The 15,540-nt window shown below is 64.9% G+C and carries 12 protein-coding genes; 6 read left to right on the plus strand and 6 right to left on the minus strand.

Translation table 11 applies throughout. The features are described 5' to 3' along the window. Window positions 1–39: 39 nt before the first annotated feature. A complete protein-coding gene (locus tag IFT67_RS14610; protein WP_197983079.1) occupies window positions 40–1,350 on the minus strand; it encodes a sugar MFS transporter in 1,311 nt (436 codons plus the stop codon). A gap of 155 nt (window positions 1,351–1,505) precedes the next feature. Between IFT67_RS14610 and IFT67_RS14615 the strand changes: the two genes are divergently transcribed. After that, entirely contained in the window at window positions 1,506–2,651 is a 1,146-nt protein-coding gene (locus IFT67_RS14615) for an aldose epimerase family protein (RefSeq protein WP_192238937.1), read from the plus strand. Between the two features lie 49 nt (window positions 2,652–2,700). Further along, on the plus strand, window positions 2,701–4,503 hold the full coding sequence (locus IFT67_RS14620; protein WP_274602694.1) for an IlvD/Edd family dehydratase: 1,803 nt from the start codon (window positions 2,701–2,703) through the stop codon (window positions 4,501–4,503). 48 nt (window positions 4,504–4,551) lie between these two features. Here the strand turns inward: IFT67_RS14620 and IFT67_RS14625 are convergent, their stop codons facing one another. Further along, window positions 4,552–5,712 carry a cellulase family glycosylhydrolase gene (locus IFT67_RS14625; protein ID WP_192239153.1) on the minus strand — a complete coding sequence of 387 codons (1,161 nt, stop codon included), beginning with the start codon at window positions 5,710–5,712 and terminating at the stop codon, window positions 4,552–4,554. A 359-nt stretch (window positions 5,713–6,071) separates the two neighbouring features. Between IFT67_RS14625 and IFT67_RS14630 the strand changes: the two genes are divergently transcribed. The 3 genes from IFT67_RS14630 to IFT67_RS14640 are packed head-to-tail and all read left to right on the plus strand — an operon-like array spanning window position 6,072 to window position 10,486. Continuing rightward, complete coding sequence (locus IFT67_RS14630) at window positions 6,072–8,891, plus strand: TonB-dependent receptor (RefSeq protein WP_192238938.1); 2,820 nt, start codon at window positions 6,072–6,074, stop codon at window positions 8,889–8,891. A 30-nt stretch (window positions 8,892–8,921) separates the two neighbouring features. Next, on the plus strand, window positions 8,922–9,470 hold the full coding sequence (locus IFT67_RS14635; protein ID WP_192238939.1) for a hypothetical protein: 549 nt from the start codon (window positions 8,922–8,924) through the stop codon (window positions 9,468–9,470). Next, on the plus strand, window positions 9,467–10,486 hold the full coding sequence (locus IFT67_RS14640) for a family 43 glycosylhydrolase (RefSeq protein WP_244647404.1): 1,020 nt from the start codon (window positions 9,467–9,469) through the stop codon (window positions 10,484–10,486). Before IFT67_RS14635 ends, IFT67_RS14640 begins: the two co-directional genes overlap by 4 nt. Here IFT67_RS14640 and IFT67_RS14645 read toward each other — a convergent pair. The 4 genes from IFT67_RS14645 to IFT67_RS14660 form a co-directional block, all read right to left on the minus strand. Continuing rightward, a complete protein-coding gene (locus IFT67_RS14645; RefSeq protein ID WP_192238940.1) occupies window positions 10,481–11,755 on the minus strand; it encodes an NAD(P)/FAD-dependent oxidoreductase in 1,275 nt (424 codons plus the stop codon). The genes IFT67_RS14640 and IFT67_RS14645 overlap by 6 nt on opposite strands. Next, window positions 11,748–12,011: a hypothetical protein gene (locus IFT67_RS14650; protein WP_192238941.1), complete on the minus strand. Its 264-nt coding sequence runs from the start codon at window positions 12,009–12,011 to the stop codon at window positions 11,748–11,750. Before IFT67_RS14650 ends, IFT67_RS14645 begins: the two co-directional genes overlap by 8 nt. After that, on the minus strand, window positions 12,008–13,207 hold the full coding sequence (locus tag IFT67_RS14655) for an acyl-CoA dehydrogenase family protein (protein WP_192238942.1): 1,200 nt from the start codon (window positions 13,205–13,207) through the stop codon (window positions 12,008–12,010). Before IFT67_RS14655 ends, IFT67_RS14650 begins: the two co-directional genes overlap by 4 nt. A 301-nt stretch (window positions 13,208–13,508) precedes the next feature. Then, window positions 13,509–14,150, minus strand: a complete 642-nt coding sequence (locus tag IFT67_RS14660) for a TetR/AcrR family transcriptional regulator (RefSeq protein ID WP_192238943.1) — start codon at window positions 14,148–14,150, stop codon at window positions 13,509–13,511. Between the two features lie 170 nt (window positions 14,151–14,320). On the opposite strand from IFT67_RS14660, the gene IFT67_RS14665 reads away from it, so the two are divergent. Next, window positions 14,321–15,511 (plus strand): acetyl-CoA C-acyltransferase, encoded by a 1,191-nt coding sequence (locus tag IFT67_RS14665; protein WP_192238944.1) that lies wholly within the window; start codon window positions 14,321–14,323, stop codon window positions 15,509–15,511. The last annotated feature ends 29 nt before the right edge of the window (window positions 15,512–15,540 follow it).

Below are 15,540 nucleotides of genomic sequence, written 5' to 3' on the forward strand. Positions count from 1 at the left end.
CGCCCGCTAATCGGCGCCCCGGTCAAGGGGCGCGCCACTTCAGGGAACGGCGACGGGATCGGGCAGCGCTTCGGTCACGCGCGAGCCCCAGACCGCGTAGAACAGGATGTACAGTTCGCACACCGCGGTCAGCAGGAATGAGATCTGCAACCCGTAGGTATCCGCCAGCCAACCCTGGACGATCACCAGCGCACCGCCCGCGATCGCCATGATCAGAAGCCCCGACCCTTCCTCGGTCAGTGGTCCAAGCCCGCGGATGCCGAGCGTGAATATCGTCGGGAACATGATCGAGTGGAACAGCCCGACCGAGATCAACGCCCACATCGCGACATGGCCGGTGGTGAAGGTCGCGATCAGCATGACGACGAACGCGCCGATGCTTGCCACCGCCAGCACGCGCTCGGCGGGGATCGTCCGCATCACGACGCTGCCGACCAGCCGGCCGACCATCATGCCGCCCCACAGGATGAACAGGTAATGCGAGGCCTGCTCGTGCGTCAGGTTGCCGATCTGCGGCTGGCTGACGAAATTGATGAACAGATTGGCGACGCCGATCTCGGCGATCAGATATATGAAGATCGCGGGGATGCCGAGTACGAGGTTGCGGTGCGACCAGAGCGACAGGCCCTTGCGGTCCGCCTTCGCCGAGCGCTGCGTCGATGCGCCCATCGCCGGCAGCGGGAAGCGCGCGATCACGATCGCGAGCACGACCAGAACGCCCGCGACGATCAGATACGGCAACACCACCGACTGTGCGTCCGCAAGTCGTTCTGCCGGCGTCAGCACCGCGGTCGACCCGGCCACCGCAGTACCCGAGGTGGACCGACCGAGAATCAGATACCCGCCGAACAGCGGCGCGAGCGTAGCCCCCGCCGAGTTGAACGCCTGCACCAGGTTGAGCCGCGACGACGCGGTCTCGGATGGACCGACGACCGCGACATACGGGTTGGCCGCAACCTGGAGCAGCGTGATCCCGCTCGCGATCACGAACAGCGCAAACAGCGTGACGCCGTAGGAGGGCAACCCCGCGGCGGGCACCATCATCAACGCACCGACCGCCATCAGGCCCAGCCCGAACACCATCGCGCGCTGATAGCCGACTCGCTCGATCAGCTTGGCCGACGGAATCGAGGCGAAGAAATAGGCGATGAACCAGACGCTCTCGATCAGCGTCGTCTGCGTGTAGCTGAGGTCGAACACGCTGCGCAGGTGCGGCAGCAGCGTGTTGTTGATGACCGTGATGAAGCCCCACATGAAGAACAGGCTGGCGAGCAGAGTCAGTGCGGAGCGGTAGCTTGGGCTAGCCCCCGGCGGATCCTGTGTCGCTGCGCCCTCGACGGGTCGTTGCATCTGTATCGGCATCGCCATAATCGCTCACCCTCCGTGCCATGTCGGCGACTGCACGACAGTCTTTTCCCGCATGGCTTGCTCAGAAATATATTGTCCGACTATATAGCCTCACAAGGCGCGTCAACGGCGTCGAGCGATTAAGGACGGGAACCGGAATGCGCGCAATCACAAAGTCGGGGATCATCGCGGCCACTGCGTTGACGATAGTGTCGTCACACGCCGCGAACGCCGCATCGGCCAAGCGCGAAGCGTTCGGCAAATTGCCCAACGGCACCGCGATCGAAGCCGTCACGCTGACCGGCACCAATGGTGTCAGCGCGCGAATCATGACCCTCGGCGCAACGCTCCAGTCGTTGAATGCGCCCGACCGCAACGGCAAGACGGCCGACATCACGCTCGGCTATGACGATGCCGCAAGCTACGTCACCGCACCCAATTTCTGGGGCCAGACGATCGGGCGCTATGCCAACCGGATCGCCGGCGGTCGCTTCACGCTCGACGGCAAGCCCTATCAGATCACGCTCAACGACAAGACCAACACGCTGCACGGCGGCACGGTCGGCTTCGACAAGCATGTCTGGAAGATCGTGTCGGTCACCAATGGCGCGCAGGCGAAGGTCGTGATGACGCTGACCAGCCCGGCGGGCGACCAGGGCTACCCCGGCACGCTGTCGGTCAAGGTCACCTATGCGCTCGACGACAAGGGTGCGCTGACGATCGACTTCGACGCGACCAGCGATGCACCGACGATCGTCAACCTGACCAATCACGCGCTGTTCGATCTGGCGGGTGAAGGCTCGGCGACCGGCATCTACGGCCAGCGCCTGACAATCCCGGCGCGGCGCTATACGCCCGTCAACGCGACGCTGATCCCGACCGGCGAGTTGAAGCCCGTCACGGGCACGGTGTTCGACTTCACCAAGGGCCGCGCGCTGTCCGACGGCATCCGCGACGGACGCGATCCGCAGATCGTCATCGGTCGCGGCTGGGATCACAACTTCGTGCTCGACAAGGGCGCAACGCCCGAGCCCGGCCTTGCCGCGCGCGTCGAGGACCCGGCATCGGGTCGCGTGCTCGAAGTATTGACCACCGAGCCTGGGGTGCAATTTTACTCGGGCAATTTCCTCGATGGGTCGCTGGTCGGCAAGTCAGGTCATGTGTACCGGATGGGCGACGGCCTCGCGCTCGAACCGCAGAAATTCCCCGATACCCCCAACCAGCCTGCGTTCGGTTCGGCGCGCGTCGATCCCGGCAAACCCTATCATCACCGCATGATCTACCGCGTTTCCGTCGCCCGCTGATACCGGCCTGCCGACATCGAACTCTAGCCCGATCTCCAGAAAGCTCCTCATGACCGAAATGCCCAAGCTTCCCCAGTCGCTCAGAAGCCGCGCGTGGTTCGACAACCCCGAGAACATTGACATGACCGCGCTCTATCTGGAGCGCTATCTGAACTTCGGGCTGAGCCTCGAGGAGCTGCGCTCGGGCAAGCCGATCATCGGCATCGCGCAGACCGGCAGCGACCTTTCGCCGTGCAACCGCCACCACCTCGTGCTCGCCGAACGCCTGCGCGAAGGCATTCGTGAAGCCGGCGGCATCGCATTGGAATTCCCGGTCCACCCGATCCAGGAGACCGGCAAGCGCCCGACCGCCGGGCTGGACCGCAACCTCGCCTATCTGGCGCTGGTCGAGGTGCTCTACGGCTATCCGCTCGACGGCGTCGTGCTGACGATCGGCTGCGACAAGACCACGCCCGCGTGCCTGATGGCCGCTGCGACCGTGAACATTCCGGCGATCGCGCTGTCCGTGGGGCCGATGCTCAACGGCTGGCACAAGGGCGAGCGGACCGGCTCGGGCACGATCGTGTGGAAGGCGCGCGAGTTGCTCGCGACCGGCGCGATCGACGATGAGGGCTTCATCAAGCTCGTCGCGTCGTCGGCACCCTCAACCGGCTACTGCAACACGATGGGCACCGCGACGACGATGAACAGCCTCGCCGAGGCGCTCGGCATGCAGTTGCCCGGCTCGGCCGCGATCCCCGCGCCGTATCGTGATCGCCAGGAGGTCGCGTACAAGACCGGCAAGCGGATCGTCGACATGGTGGCCGAGGATCTGAAGCCGTCGGACATCCTCACCAAGGAGGCGTTCCACAACGCAATCGTCGTCAATTCGGCGATCGGTGGCTCGACCAACGCACCTATCCATCTCGCCGCGATCGCGCGTCACATCGGCGTCGACCTGCCGATCGACGACTGGCAGACGCACGGCCACAAGGTGCCGCTGATGGTCAACCTCCAGCCCGCAGGCGAGTATCTCGGCGAGGATTATTACCATGCCGGCGGTGTCCCCGCAGTGGTTGCCGAACTGATGAAGCAGGGCCTGATCCACGAAGACGCGATGACCGCGAACGGCAAGTCGATCGGCGACAATTGCCGGACCGCGACGATCGAGGACGAGCGCGTCATCCGCCCGTTCGCAACGCCACTGCTCGAGGATGCCGGCTTCATCGTATTGCGCGGCAATCTGTTCGACTCGGCGATCATGAAGACCAGCGTGATCAGCCCCGAGTTCCGCGAGCGCTATCTGTCCAACCCGGACGATCTCGAAGCGTTCGAAGGCCCCGCGGTCGTGTTCGACGGACCGGAGGATTATCATCACCGGATCGATGACCCCTCGCTCGGGATCACCACCGACACATTGCTGTTCATGCGTGGCGCAGGGCCGATCGGCTATCCGGGTGCGGCCGAGGTCGTGAACATGCGGCCGCCGGCGTATCTGATCCGCGAAGGCGTCCATGCCCTCCCCTGCATCGGCGACGGTCGTCAGTCGGGGACGTCGGGGTCGCCCTCGATCCTCAACGCCTCGCCCGAGGCGGCGGCGATGGGCGGCCTCGCGCTGATCCGTACCGGCGACCGTGTCCGCATCGACCTTGCCAAGGGCAGCGCCAACGTGCTGATCTCGGACGAGGATCTCGCCGAGCGCCGCCGTGCGCTGACCGAAGCAGGTGGCTATGCCTATCCGCGTTCGCAGACGCCCTGGCAGGAAATCCAGCGGGCCACCGTCGGCCAGATGGAAACGGGCGCAATCCTCGAAGGTGCGGAAAAGTACCAGCGGATCGCGCAGACGATGGGCCTACCGCGCGACAATCACTGATACGCATGCAGCATCGCCGTCCCGTGGGAGGGCGATGCTGCACACCGTTTACCGCTGGCGACGTACCGCGGATCCATCGGACGGCGCCGTCGGTACGACACCCTTCGGTGCCGCGCTCAACCGTCGGATCAGATCGATCTCCGCTTGACGATACGGCGTGCCGTCGTTCCGGAATACTTCGTGAAACCAGATCGTCGGCTCGGCGAGCACGTACGGCTTCTGCCAGCTGTCCCACGGTAGTCGCGTCTGCGTCTTCCCATCGACGAACCCCCAGTTGATCATGCCGACATTGTAGCGCTTGCCGATCGGCATCGAGCCATCGAAGGTCGATCCGTTGCCGCGCGCCATGTATTCGGTGCAGATCACCGGGCGGTTATAAGCGAGCAACTGTTTGATCCGTCGCTCGAACGTCTCCGGCCAGCTATAATCGTGGAAGGTAACGACGTCCGACTGCGCGAGCTGCAGCTTTTCCATCGGCGACGTCTTGCCGCCCGGTGCCCAATCGTCGCCGGTCCACACTCCCGACGTCAGCGGCTGCGACGGATCGGCCTCGCGCGCCCAATCGAACACCTGCGCCAGCATCGCCCGGACCAGCGGCTCCTTGCCCTCCTGCCCCTTATACTGGTCGGCGCCATTGTCCGGCTCGTTCCACACGTCCCAGCCCAGTATCCGGTCGTCTTTCGCAAACGCGCCGATCACGCCCTGCACATAGGCCTTGTAGCCGGGATACCGCGCCCGATCGCGCAAGCCCGGCATTCCCGGCCCCTGCACCCACCCCGAATTATGCACGCCGGGGATCGGCGGATGCTGCGGCCCGAGCTTCGGATCGGGATCCCAGCAACTGTCGAACAAAACGAACAGCGGCTTGATCCCGTGCGCCCGAGCAATCGTCAGGAACGCGTCGATCCGTTGCTTGAAGCCCTCCGGGTCCTGCTGCCAGAGCTGATCGTGGAGAAACACGCGCATCGTGTTCATGCCAATACCCTGCGCAAGGCCTAGCTCGTAATCGATCCGCTTGGGATCCCAGGTTGCCGCCTGCCACATTTCGAGCTGGTTGATCGCCGTCGCGGGCGCGTAATTCGCGCCGACCAGCCATGGCTGTGCGGCATACCAACCCTTGGCCTGCCCCTCGGTCCAGCGACTGCGTGCTTCGGCGGGACTGGCTGCGAAGACGACCGCGGCAAGAAGGGCTGGATACAGCGCCTTCATCCGCATGGCATTCCCGCCCGCAGCAATTCCGTGATGCTGCTTACCGGAGCAAGATGCTCCTCCCGATCGGTCGCGCATCTGCGCCGAAATGCGTTGGTTCATTGGCTTTCCTCTCCCGTTGCGCGGTCGTTTCGTTCGTTCGCCCGACGATACGCCGCATCACCCCAGCGCTGTTCGCCGCGCCTTTCGCCATCCTAGCGAGCCACGTTCCGGATCGCCAACAACCTAGTGAAGAATCGTTCAGTCTTGTCCGACAAACAGTTGCCAGTCCCGCCGGATCGTTTTAGCGTGAAGCCAAGTCGCATGGAAAACCATCGACACTAAAGGGGAGAGAGAGACATGAAAGCTAAGGCACTTCTGTGCGCGTCCGTGGCCGCCATGGCGCTGGTTACCACAGCGTCCGCCACTGCACAGACCTCCGACAAATCGACAGCAAAAACCAGGGCGGGCGGCCAGGATCTCCCCAAGCCGACCACCGCCTCCGATCAGAACGCGAACCCCGCGGCGCCGCAGCCCTCGCTGCAGGAGAGCCCCAGGAGGACAACGGCGAGATCGTCGTCACCGGGCTTCGTCGCAGCCTCCAATCGGCACAGGCGATCAAGCGCAACTCGGACGGCATCGTCGACGCGATCGTCGCCGAGGACATCGGCAAGCTGCCCGACACCTTTGCCTCGTCGGCACTGGCCCGCGTGTCCGGCGTGCAGGTCTCGCGTGGCGGCGGCGAGTCGGCCGGCGTTACGGTCCGCGGCCTGCCCGATCTCAGCACCACCTATAACGGCCGGGAAATCTTCACCGCCGAAGGTCGCTTCGTCCAGATCCAGGATTTCCCCGCCGGCACCGTGGCTGCGCTCGAAGTCTACAAATCTGGCACCGCAAATCTGATCGAGGGCGGCATCGGCGGCCAGGTCAACGTCCGCGGCCGGCGGCCGTTCGACTTTGACGGCTTCGAATTGTCGGGGTCGTTGAACGGCGTGAACTGGCAGCAATCGGGAAAGATGTCGTGGAACGGCAATCTCCTCGTCAGCGACCGCTGGAACACCGGGATCGGCGAGATGGGCCTGCTCGTCAACGCGTCCTATGTCGGCATCAACTTCCTGGATTCGCTCCGGGAGCAATCGCTGGTGATCGGCACGACCAACGCGGCGAACACGCCAGGAACCGCTGGTGGCGTTCGCTATCCGGACGCGCAGTCGCTTTTCCTCGGCTACGGCAAACGCTGGCGGCCCTCCGCGAACGCTGCGTTCCAGTGGAAGCCCACGCCCGAACTCGAAATCTATGTGGATGGGCTCTACCAGGGTTATCGCGGACGGGACTCGAACCGGTTCATGTTCGTTCCGATCTTCGGTGGCCCCGACTTCCAGTTGACCAACCTCACTACGCGCACCGGCAACCCGAACGTGGCCCAGAGCGCGACCGTCACTGGCGCGAATGCACCGGACGGCTATTACGGCTCGGCGAACGGCACGACCAACACCTATCAGGCCGGCGGCGGCGCCATCTGGAAGCACGACAACCTCCAGATCTCGGGCGACATCGCGTACACGGACAGCACGTACACGTTCGATCTGATCAACATCGACTATACGTTCCGCAGTTCGCCGGTACGCAACGTCGTGTTCGAATCCCCTGGCACGGACGGCGGCCCGACCTTCAACCTGGGCAATTTCAACCTTACCGACCCTGCAAACTATCTCAGCCGCGGCTTCTTCCAGGAATATCTGAAGGTCGGCGGCAAGGACATCCAGTCGCGCGCCGACGTTCAGTACGACATGGGCGACGGCCTGTTGAGGCGTCTCCAGTTTGGCGTCCGCTACAATGATCGCGACGCCAATCGCGATCGCGGTGCACCCTATATCTTCAACCTGCCCGCACAGCTGCCGATTTCTGCGCTGCCGGTGACGACGGAAAGCACGCTGGCCGGGTTCGGGTACAACAACACCTTCCCGATCCATACCTTCACCGCGATCCCGTCGAACAGCATTCGCAACAACCTCGCCGCCTTGCGGACGTTCTACGGCGCACCCGCAGGACGGCCGGACTTCAATCCGTCGGAGAATTTCCGCGCGAACGAGAAGGCGTTGGCCGGGTATGCGCAAGTCAAATACGGCTTCGACATCGGCAGCGTCGTCGTCGATGGCGTGGTCGGGCTGCGCGCGGTTCGTACCAAGAACACGACCAGCGGCTTCCTGCGCGACGAAACAAGTCCCGGCGTCTTCGTCATCACGCCGGTCACCGCAAAGAACGAGTATACCGATTACCTGCCGAACGTCAGCGCACGCATCGCCGCGACGGACGAACTCCAGTTGCGGCTCGCCTATACGCAGACGCGCACGCGACCGAACTTTTTCGATCTCAACCCGGCGCTGACGGTGGGATCGCCGCCAACGATCGATCCCAACAATCCGCCCAACCCCAACGACCCCAACAGCAACGTGCGCACCATCAACGCCGGCAACCCGAACCTCTCGCCGCTGACGTCGAACAACTACGACGCGAGCCTCGAATGGTATTTCTCGCGCACGGGGTCGCTGACCGGCGCGATCTTCCGCCGTGATGCGCAAGGCTTCATCTCGAACACGACCGTCTTCACCAACGATCCGACCTATGGTCGGGTGCGTTTCACACAGCCCGAGAATACCGGCGCCACGCGTTTCCAGGGCGTGGAGGTCGGCTTCACCAGTTTCCTCGATATCGACGGCCTGCCCGATTGGGCCAAGGGTTTCGGGCTGCAGGCGAACGGCACCTATGTCGATTCCAAGGGCGATCTGGCGTCGACGCTCGCGCTCTCGCCCAACGTCGCGGGCCAGCAGCAACGGTTCAACGGCGTATCTAAATGGACCTACAATCTGGTCGGGTTGTACGAACGGCCGTTTTTCTCCGCACGCGTCGCATATAATTTCCGCTCCGACTTCGTTCAATATTACAGCCAGGAGCCGCTCGACGTCGATGCCAACGGCGCGCAACGTACTGGCGGTGTGATCGAAAAGGGTCGTGGCCAGCTCGATCTGTCGACGACGGTAACGCCGATCCCTAACGTCACGCTCGCGTTCGATATCGTCAACGTGCTGGGTAATCCGATCCGTCGTTATCGACAGTTCGATGACGCGGGCGATCAGTTCGCGCGTCAGATCTTCTACCTCGAGCGTACCTATTCGCTCGGCGTACGGTTTCGGTTCTGACCTGACACAGCGAGCAAAGGAGATACGATCATGCGAATGACTGTCCTCGCCGCGCTGGGGTTGACCGCGTTTTTGGCGTCGCCGATCGTGGCGGCAGATACCCCGAGCATGGCGGACCGGCTCGTCAACGATCCGCGGGTGGATGCACTCAATCCGTACGGGTTGCGGCTTCCTCCTACGGTCCGCGCCGACAAATCCGTCCAGTTCGGCAAGGCGCTTCGTGTGCCGTTGAAGGGGCACACAGACTTCTGGCGAGTTGGCGTGACCACCCCGGTACTGAAGCCGGTCAGGAAGGGCGACCAGATCGTCATCGCCTTCTGGGCGCGTGCGGAAGAGACCGAGAATGGCGCACCCGGCAGGATCGGGCGCGTTCAGCTGGAGGCGACGCCGGTCGTCAGGGCAATCTTCGAGCAGCCGTTCGAGGTGAGCCGGGACTGGAAGATGTACCAGTTGAAGGGCATCGCGGACCAGGACTACGGCCCCCGCCAGTTGAACGCTGCGCTGCACCTGGACTCCGCCAAGCAGGTGCTCGATCTCGGGCCGGTGTTCGTGCTCGACTATGGACAGCCCGCGCGATGATGCGCCGGTCCGGAAAGCGCTGGATTGTCAGCGCGGTCGGTGTCGCGCTCGTCATTGCAACCGCGGCGATCGCCCGCAACCCGGTGTTCCAGGGTGCCGATCCACACGCGATGATGATCGATGGCGAGATGTGGATCTTCCCGACCGGCGGCCCCGGCGGAAGCTGGGCGGCGGACCGGTTCGGGGCCTTCTCGTCGCGCGATTTGAAGACCTGGACCAGCCACGGTGAAATCCTCCGCCGCGATCAGATCCGCTGGATCGGCGACGATGGTGCGAAGGCGCATTTCCTCTGGGCACCCGGCGTCGCGACGCGCGGCGGCAAATGGTATCTCTATTATTCGGTCGGGCCGCAGAATCCGACACCGAGCCGGATCGGCGTCGCGGTCGCCGATGCGCCGCAGGGACCGTATCGCGACAGCGGACGTCCACTCGTCACCGGCGGACGAAGCGCGAACGGCGAGTTCGAGGCGATCGATCCGATGGCGTTCGTCGATCCGCGTTCGGGCAAGGCCTACCTCTATGCAGGCGGCAGCGCCGGCGCGAAGCTGCGCGTCTGGGAACTCGGTCGCGACATGGTCAGTCTCGCCCGCGAAGTTACGGTCGATCAGCCCGCCAATTTCACCGAAGGCGCGTTCCTGCATGAGCGGAACGGCGTATATTACCTGTCATACAGCCACGGCCATTGGGATCGCCCGGATTATTCGGTCCATTACGTCACCGCCCGCTCCCCAGTCGGACCATGGCGATACCGCGGCGCGATCCTGACGAGCGATGCGCGGCATCAAGGGCCGGGCCACCACAGCTTCGTCCGCACGGCCCGGGGCGAGTGGTTGATCGTGTATCATCGCTGGGATCAGCGACCGGGTCCCGGACAATTAAAGGGTGAACGTCAGGTGGCGATCGACCGCGTCCGCTACGGCGCCGATGGCACGATCCTGCCGATCGCGATGACCGACGGCGAAGAAGCGCCGACCTTGCCGCTCAACAACCACTCGAGTCCTCATCCTGCCTTATGAGCGAGGTTGCTTGAAATCGAGAACCACCTCGTCCTCAGCACGGATCGTCTTCAGGTCGATCGTGGGGTCAGCCAGCGATGTCGGGTCGGCGTGCACCGACCCGACGACCAGTGCGCGGCCCTGCACGTAATCCCGCACGCGGTTGACGCAGTCGAGCGCGATCACGCGTCCGGCTTTCAGGTAGATCACCGAAAAGCTGCGCTCCGCAGGATCGCCGCGCAGAACCGCTTCGTCGTAGCCCGTCGACAATCCGACGGTCTGGAGCTTGAGGTCGTACTGGTTCGACCAGAACCACGGCATCGCATGATAGCGCTCGGGCGCGCCGGTCAGCATCTTGGCCACGGTCGTCGCCTGGTCATTTGCGTTCTGCACCGACTCCAGGCGGATCGTCGCGCCGTTCGCGAATGCGTTGGCATGGGCCGCGCAGTCGCCGATCGCAAAGACGTCGGGCAACGTCGTGCGGCAATGGCCATCGACCAACACGCCGTTGTCACCCGCGGCCCCGGCCGCGAGCAACGGCGCGACAGCGGGCACGATCCCGATCCCGACGATCACCATCTGGCATTCGAGCAGCTCGCCATTGGCGAGGCGGACGGCGGATGCTGCGCCGTCCGCCCCCTCGATGCACGACACCGCGACGCCCGTCCGCAGGTCGACGCCGTGCGCGCGGTGCTCGGCTTCGTAGAACCGCGACAGAGGCTCGCCCGCGACACGCGCCAGTACGCGGTCCTGCGCCTCGACCAGGGTGACATGCTTTCCGAGCTTGGTAAGCACCGCGGCTGCCTCGAGCCCGATATAGCCGCCACCGATCACGACGACGCGCTGGACCGAGGGCAGTTCGGCGATCATCCGGTCGACATCGAGGCGTGTCCTGACGCTATGGACCCCCTTGAGGTCATGCCCGGCGCAGGTGAGCCGCCGCGGCGAGCCTCCCGTGGCCCAGATCAACGTGCCATACCCGATGACGCCGCCGGTCGCGGTCGTCACTCGATGCGCCTCGACATCGACGCTTACGACGGTGAGCTCAGGCCGCAACGTGATCGCGCGGTCGCTCCAGAACGTTGCGGGGCGCAGGAGGATACGCTCGAACGGCTTGTCCCCCGACAGATATTCCTTCGACAAGGGCGGTCGCTCGTACGGCAGCGAGGGCTCGTCACCGAGCAGCGCGATCGTACCGCCATGATTGCGCTGGCGCAGACTGATCGCCGCCTGCGCCCCGGCATGGCCGGCGCCGACGATCAATACGTCGTAATACTCCAGTTCAGACATTGCCCATCCTTCGCGAAGTCCCTGCACGCACCGCCTGTTGCCAACCAAGGTCAGCGATACACCGCAGGTCGGCGACCAGCCGCAAGGCGTGATCACGCGGTAAGATCCGGTCAGACCGGTCGCCCTCGGACAGTTCGATGACGAGCGAACCCGCAAATTCGTCGACGTCCGCAGCCGTCCGTTCGGCCAACCGCATCTCGTCAAACCGGTGCGCGTCACGCACCGGGCCGCCTCCCGCGAACGCCGGCTCGCTCATGCCGTGGTCTCGGACGCCTGCGCCGCTTTCCAGTCGCGCTTGATCTTCTTGGCCAGGCTCCATTTGTGAACCTCGGTCGGGCCGTCATAGATCCGGAACGCGCGGATCTCGCGAAAGACTTGCTCGACGATCGTGTCGCCGGTCACGCCGGTACCGCCCATCACCTGGACGCAGCGATCGGCGATCCTCATCAACGCCTCCGATACCGCGACCTTCGCCATCGAGCTCTCCGCGGTGCCGAGCGAGCCCCCGTCGAGCACGCCTGCGCACCAGTCGATCATCAGTTCGGCCTGACGCAGGTCGATCAAATTCTCGGCGAGCATGAAGCCGACGCCCTCGTGATCGATCAGCGGCTTGCCGAACGCATGGCGCCGACAGGCATAGTCGGTGGCGATCTCGTTCGCGCGGATGCACGCGCCGAGCCAGCGCATGCAGTGCGACAGCCGCGCCGGCGACAGTCGCACCTGCGCATAGCGAAACCCCTCGTGCGGCGCACCGAGGATCGCGTCGGCGGACACGCGCAAGCCATCGATCGCGATGACCGCATGCCCGCCGGGCATCGAGCTGTCGATCGTGTCGAGCACGCGTTCGATACGGATCGCCGGGTCGGGCAGGTCGACGAGGAACATCGTCGCCGCCAGCTTGCCGTCGCCGGGATCGGTCCGCGCCATGACGATGCCGATCTTCGCGCCGTCCGCGCCGGTGATGAACGCTTTCCGCCCATCGATCACCCAGTGGTTGCCGTCGAGCCGCGCGGTGGTCTGCATCATCGACGGGTCGGAGCCCGCGCCGCCCTCCGACGCCGGTTCGGTCATGAAGAACGCCGAGCGCGCGTCGCCGGCGATCATCGGCGCGAGGAAACGCTCCTTCTGCGCCGCCGACCCCGCCTTGCCGATCAGGTACATGTTGCCCTCGTCGGGGGCCATCGTATTGCACGCGAGCGGTCCGAGGGGAGACAGGCCCGAGCGGATCAGCACGTGCGCGGTCTCCGCCTGAGTCAGGTGATCGCCGTCGGCAAGGATGTGCGGTGTCAGGACGCCGGCGTCGCGGGCGAGCCCTCGCATCTCCTGGACGAGCTCGTCGGACGGCCCGTGGCTGCCGCGGCGCGGATCGCGTTCGAACGGCACGACGACATCGCGGACGAACCGTTCGACCTGTTCGCCGATCGCCAGCGCGCGGGACGTAAGGGCGGTCACAACGACTGTCCGTCGTCGATCGTGAAGTCCGAACCGGTGATACCCGCGTTTGCGTCGGACAGGAGATAGATCAGCATAATATCGAGCGAATCCTCTTCGAATAATTTGCAGCACGGCCACGCCTGCAACCGATGCGACGGCGCCAAACCTTGCTTCGCCCGCGCCGTGTAATCACGGCATTCGCACCGGCCTGCGCGACGAGGACGACGCCTGTGCTAACCACGGACATCCCATCTTCTCCGATAGCGCCCTCCGGATCCGACGACTTCGTACGCACCGCGCTGCCCTATCATCCGAACGCTCAACGGGCCGGACGCAAGCCGGCGCACAGCATTTCGACGATATCGCGCGCGACCTCCTGCGCGGACATCGGCCCGTCCGCGCGAAACCAGCGCGCCGGCCAGTTGAGCGCACCCGCGAGCGTGAACGCCGTCAGTCGCACGTCCAGCACCGTCGCCGACCGATCCGCCACTGCCGCTTCGATCATCGCCCGCATCGTCGCGTCGATCTCCGCCTTCAAAGCGCGAAACTCCTTCCGCGCGTCCGGCGACAAGACTTCGTCGGGCGTGCGGATGACGCAGCGACCGAAATCGTCCATCGTCACTTCGGCATAGCGGCGGAGAAACGCCTTGAGCCGTTCCAGTCCATCGCCTTCGATCCGCTGCGACTGTTCGGCGGCGAGACGCAATTGCTCCAGACCGATGCGAACGCACGCGAACAGCACCTGATCCTTGTTGCCGAGATGATGGTAGATCACCGGCTTGGTGACGCCCAAACTCGCGGCGACATCGTCGAGCGACGTCGCGTGAAACCCGCGCTCGTTGAACATCATCACTGCCGCCCGCAGCAACGCATCGCGCTTTTCGAGACGCAGCGCCTCGCGCGCCGCCAAGCTCTGAAACGGCGACGGCGACGGCGTTCTGAATGCAGGTTGGCCGGGCATACCCGTTCTTGACACATAGCCGACGCCGCGCGCAACGACTCGCCAGTAGGGTGCATACCCAATCGTATGGCAATTTCGCGCACGCAGACCGATATCACCGTCGAGAGGGCCGTACGCCGACACTGTCGTACAAGCGCGCCGAGTTCACGCCGAGTCCACGAGGGAAGACCATGTCCGAAGATCCGATCATCATCGCAAGCTATGCCCGCACGCCGATGGGCGGCTTCCAGGGGGCGTTGTCCGGCGTCACGGCGGTCGAACTCGGCGCGACTGCGGTTCGTGCGGCGGTCGAGCGCTCGAAGGTCGATCCGGCGATCATCGACCGCATCTATATGGGCTGCGTGCTGCCCGCCGGGCTCGGCCAGGCGCCCGCGCGGCAGGCCGCACTGGGTGCCGGCCTGCCCAATTCGGTGGAGGCGACCACCGTCAACAAGATGTGCGGCTCCGGCATGCAGGCGACGATCATGGCGACTGAGGCGCTGATGGCCGGCACCGTCGACGTCGTGATCGCCGGTGGCATGGAGAGCATGACCAATGCGCCGTTCCTGCTCGCCAAGCACCGCTCGGGCGCGCGGATCGGCCATGACGTCGTGTCGGATTCGATGATGATGGACGGCCTCGAAGACGCGTACGAAAAGGGCAAGCCGATGGGCGCCTTCGCCGAGGACACCGCAGGCGAATACCAGTTCACGCGCGAGGATCAGGACGCGTTCGCGATCGAAAGCCTCACGCGCGCCAGCGCCGCGATCACCAGCGGCGGCTTCGCGGACGAGGTCGTGCCGGTCACCGTCAAGACGCGTGGCGGCGACGTGATCGTCAGCGAGGACGAACAGCCGGGCAAGGCCAAGCCCGAGAAGATCCCCGGCCTGCGTCCCGCATTCGCCAAGGACGGCACGATCACTGCCGCCACCTCCGCCTCGATCTCCGACGGTGCCGCCGCCCTCGTGCTGACGCGTGCGAGCGTCGCCGAGAAGCTAGGCCTGTCGCAGGAAGCGCGGATCGTTGCGACCGCGGCGCACGCGCATGCCCCCGCGCTGTTCACGACCGCGCCCGTCTCGGCGATCCGTAAGGTTCTCGACCGTGCGGGCTGGACCGTCGAGGACGTCGACCTGTTCGAGGTGAACGAGGCGTTCGCGACCGTCGCCATGATCGCGATGCGCGAACTTGGCATCCCGCGCGAGAAGCTGAACGTCAACGGCGGCGCCACCGCGCTCGGCCATCCGATCGGCGCCAGCGGCGCGCGGATCATCGCCACGCTGGTCGCCGCACTGAAGCTGCGTGGGCTGAAAAAGGGCGTCGCGGCGCTATGCATCGGTGGCGGCGAAGCCACCGCGGTCGCGGTCGAACTGATCGCCGAATGACGCGCAAACGCTCCGTTTTCCTGCGCACG

This window comes from Sphingomonas sp. CFBP 13728 (genome assembly GCF_014841895.1).
Lineage (GTDB): Bacteria > Pseudomonadota > Alphaproteobacteria > Sphingomonadales > Sphingomonadaceae > Sphingomonas.

Bases quoted from the DNA above. Each gene is read 5' to 3' on its own strand.
- IFT67_RS14610 (WP_197983079.1), bottom strand. From the start codon at position 1,350: ATGCAACGACCCGTCGAGGGCGCAGCGACACAGGATCCGCCGGGGGCT.
- IFT67_RS14615 (WP_192238937.1), top strand. From the start codon at position 1,506: ATGCGCGCAATCACAAAGTCGGGGATCATCGCGGCCACTGCGTTGACG.
- IFT67_RS14620 (WP_274602694.1), top strand. From the start codon at position 2,701: ATGACCGAAATGCCCAAGCTTCCCCAGTCGCTCAGAAGCCGCGCGTGG.
- IFT67_RS14625 (WP_192239153.1), bottom strand. From the start codon at position 5,712: ATGAAGGCGCTGTATCCAGCCCTTCTTGCCGCGGTCGTCTTCGCAGCC.
- IFT67_RS14635 (WP_192238939.1), top strand. From the start codon at position 8,922: ATGCGAATGACTGTCCTCGCCGCGCTGGGGTTGACCGCGTTTTTGGCG.
- IFT67_RS14640 (WP_244647404.1), top strand. From the start codon at position 9,467: ATGATGCGCCGGTCCGGAAAGCGCTGGATTGTCAGCGCGGTCGGTGTC.
- IFT67_RS14645 (WP_192238940.1), bottom strand. From the start codon at position 11,755: ATGTCTGAACTGGAGTATTACGACGTATTGATCGTCGGCGCCGGCCAT.
- IFT67_RS14650 (WP_192238941.1), bottom strand. From the start codon at position 12,011: ATGAGCGAGCCGGCGTTCGCGGGAGGCGGCCCGGTGCGTGACGCGCAC.
- IFT67_RS14660 (WP_192238943.1), bottom strand. From the start codon at position 14,150: ATGCCCGGCCAACCTGCATTCAGAACGCCGTCGCCGTCGCCGTTTCAG.
- IFT67_RS14665 (WP_192238944.1), top strand. From the start codon at position 14,321: ATGTCCGAAGATCCGATCATCATCGCAAGCTATGCCCGCACGCCGATG.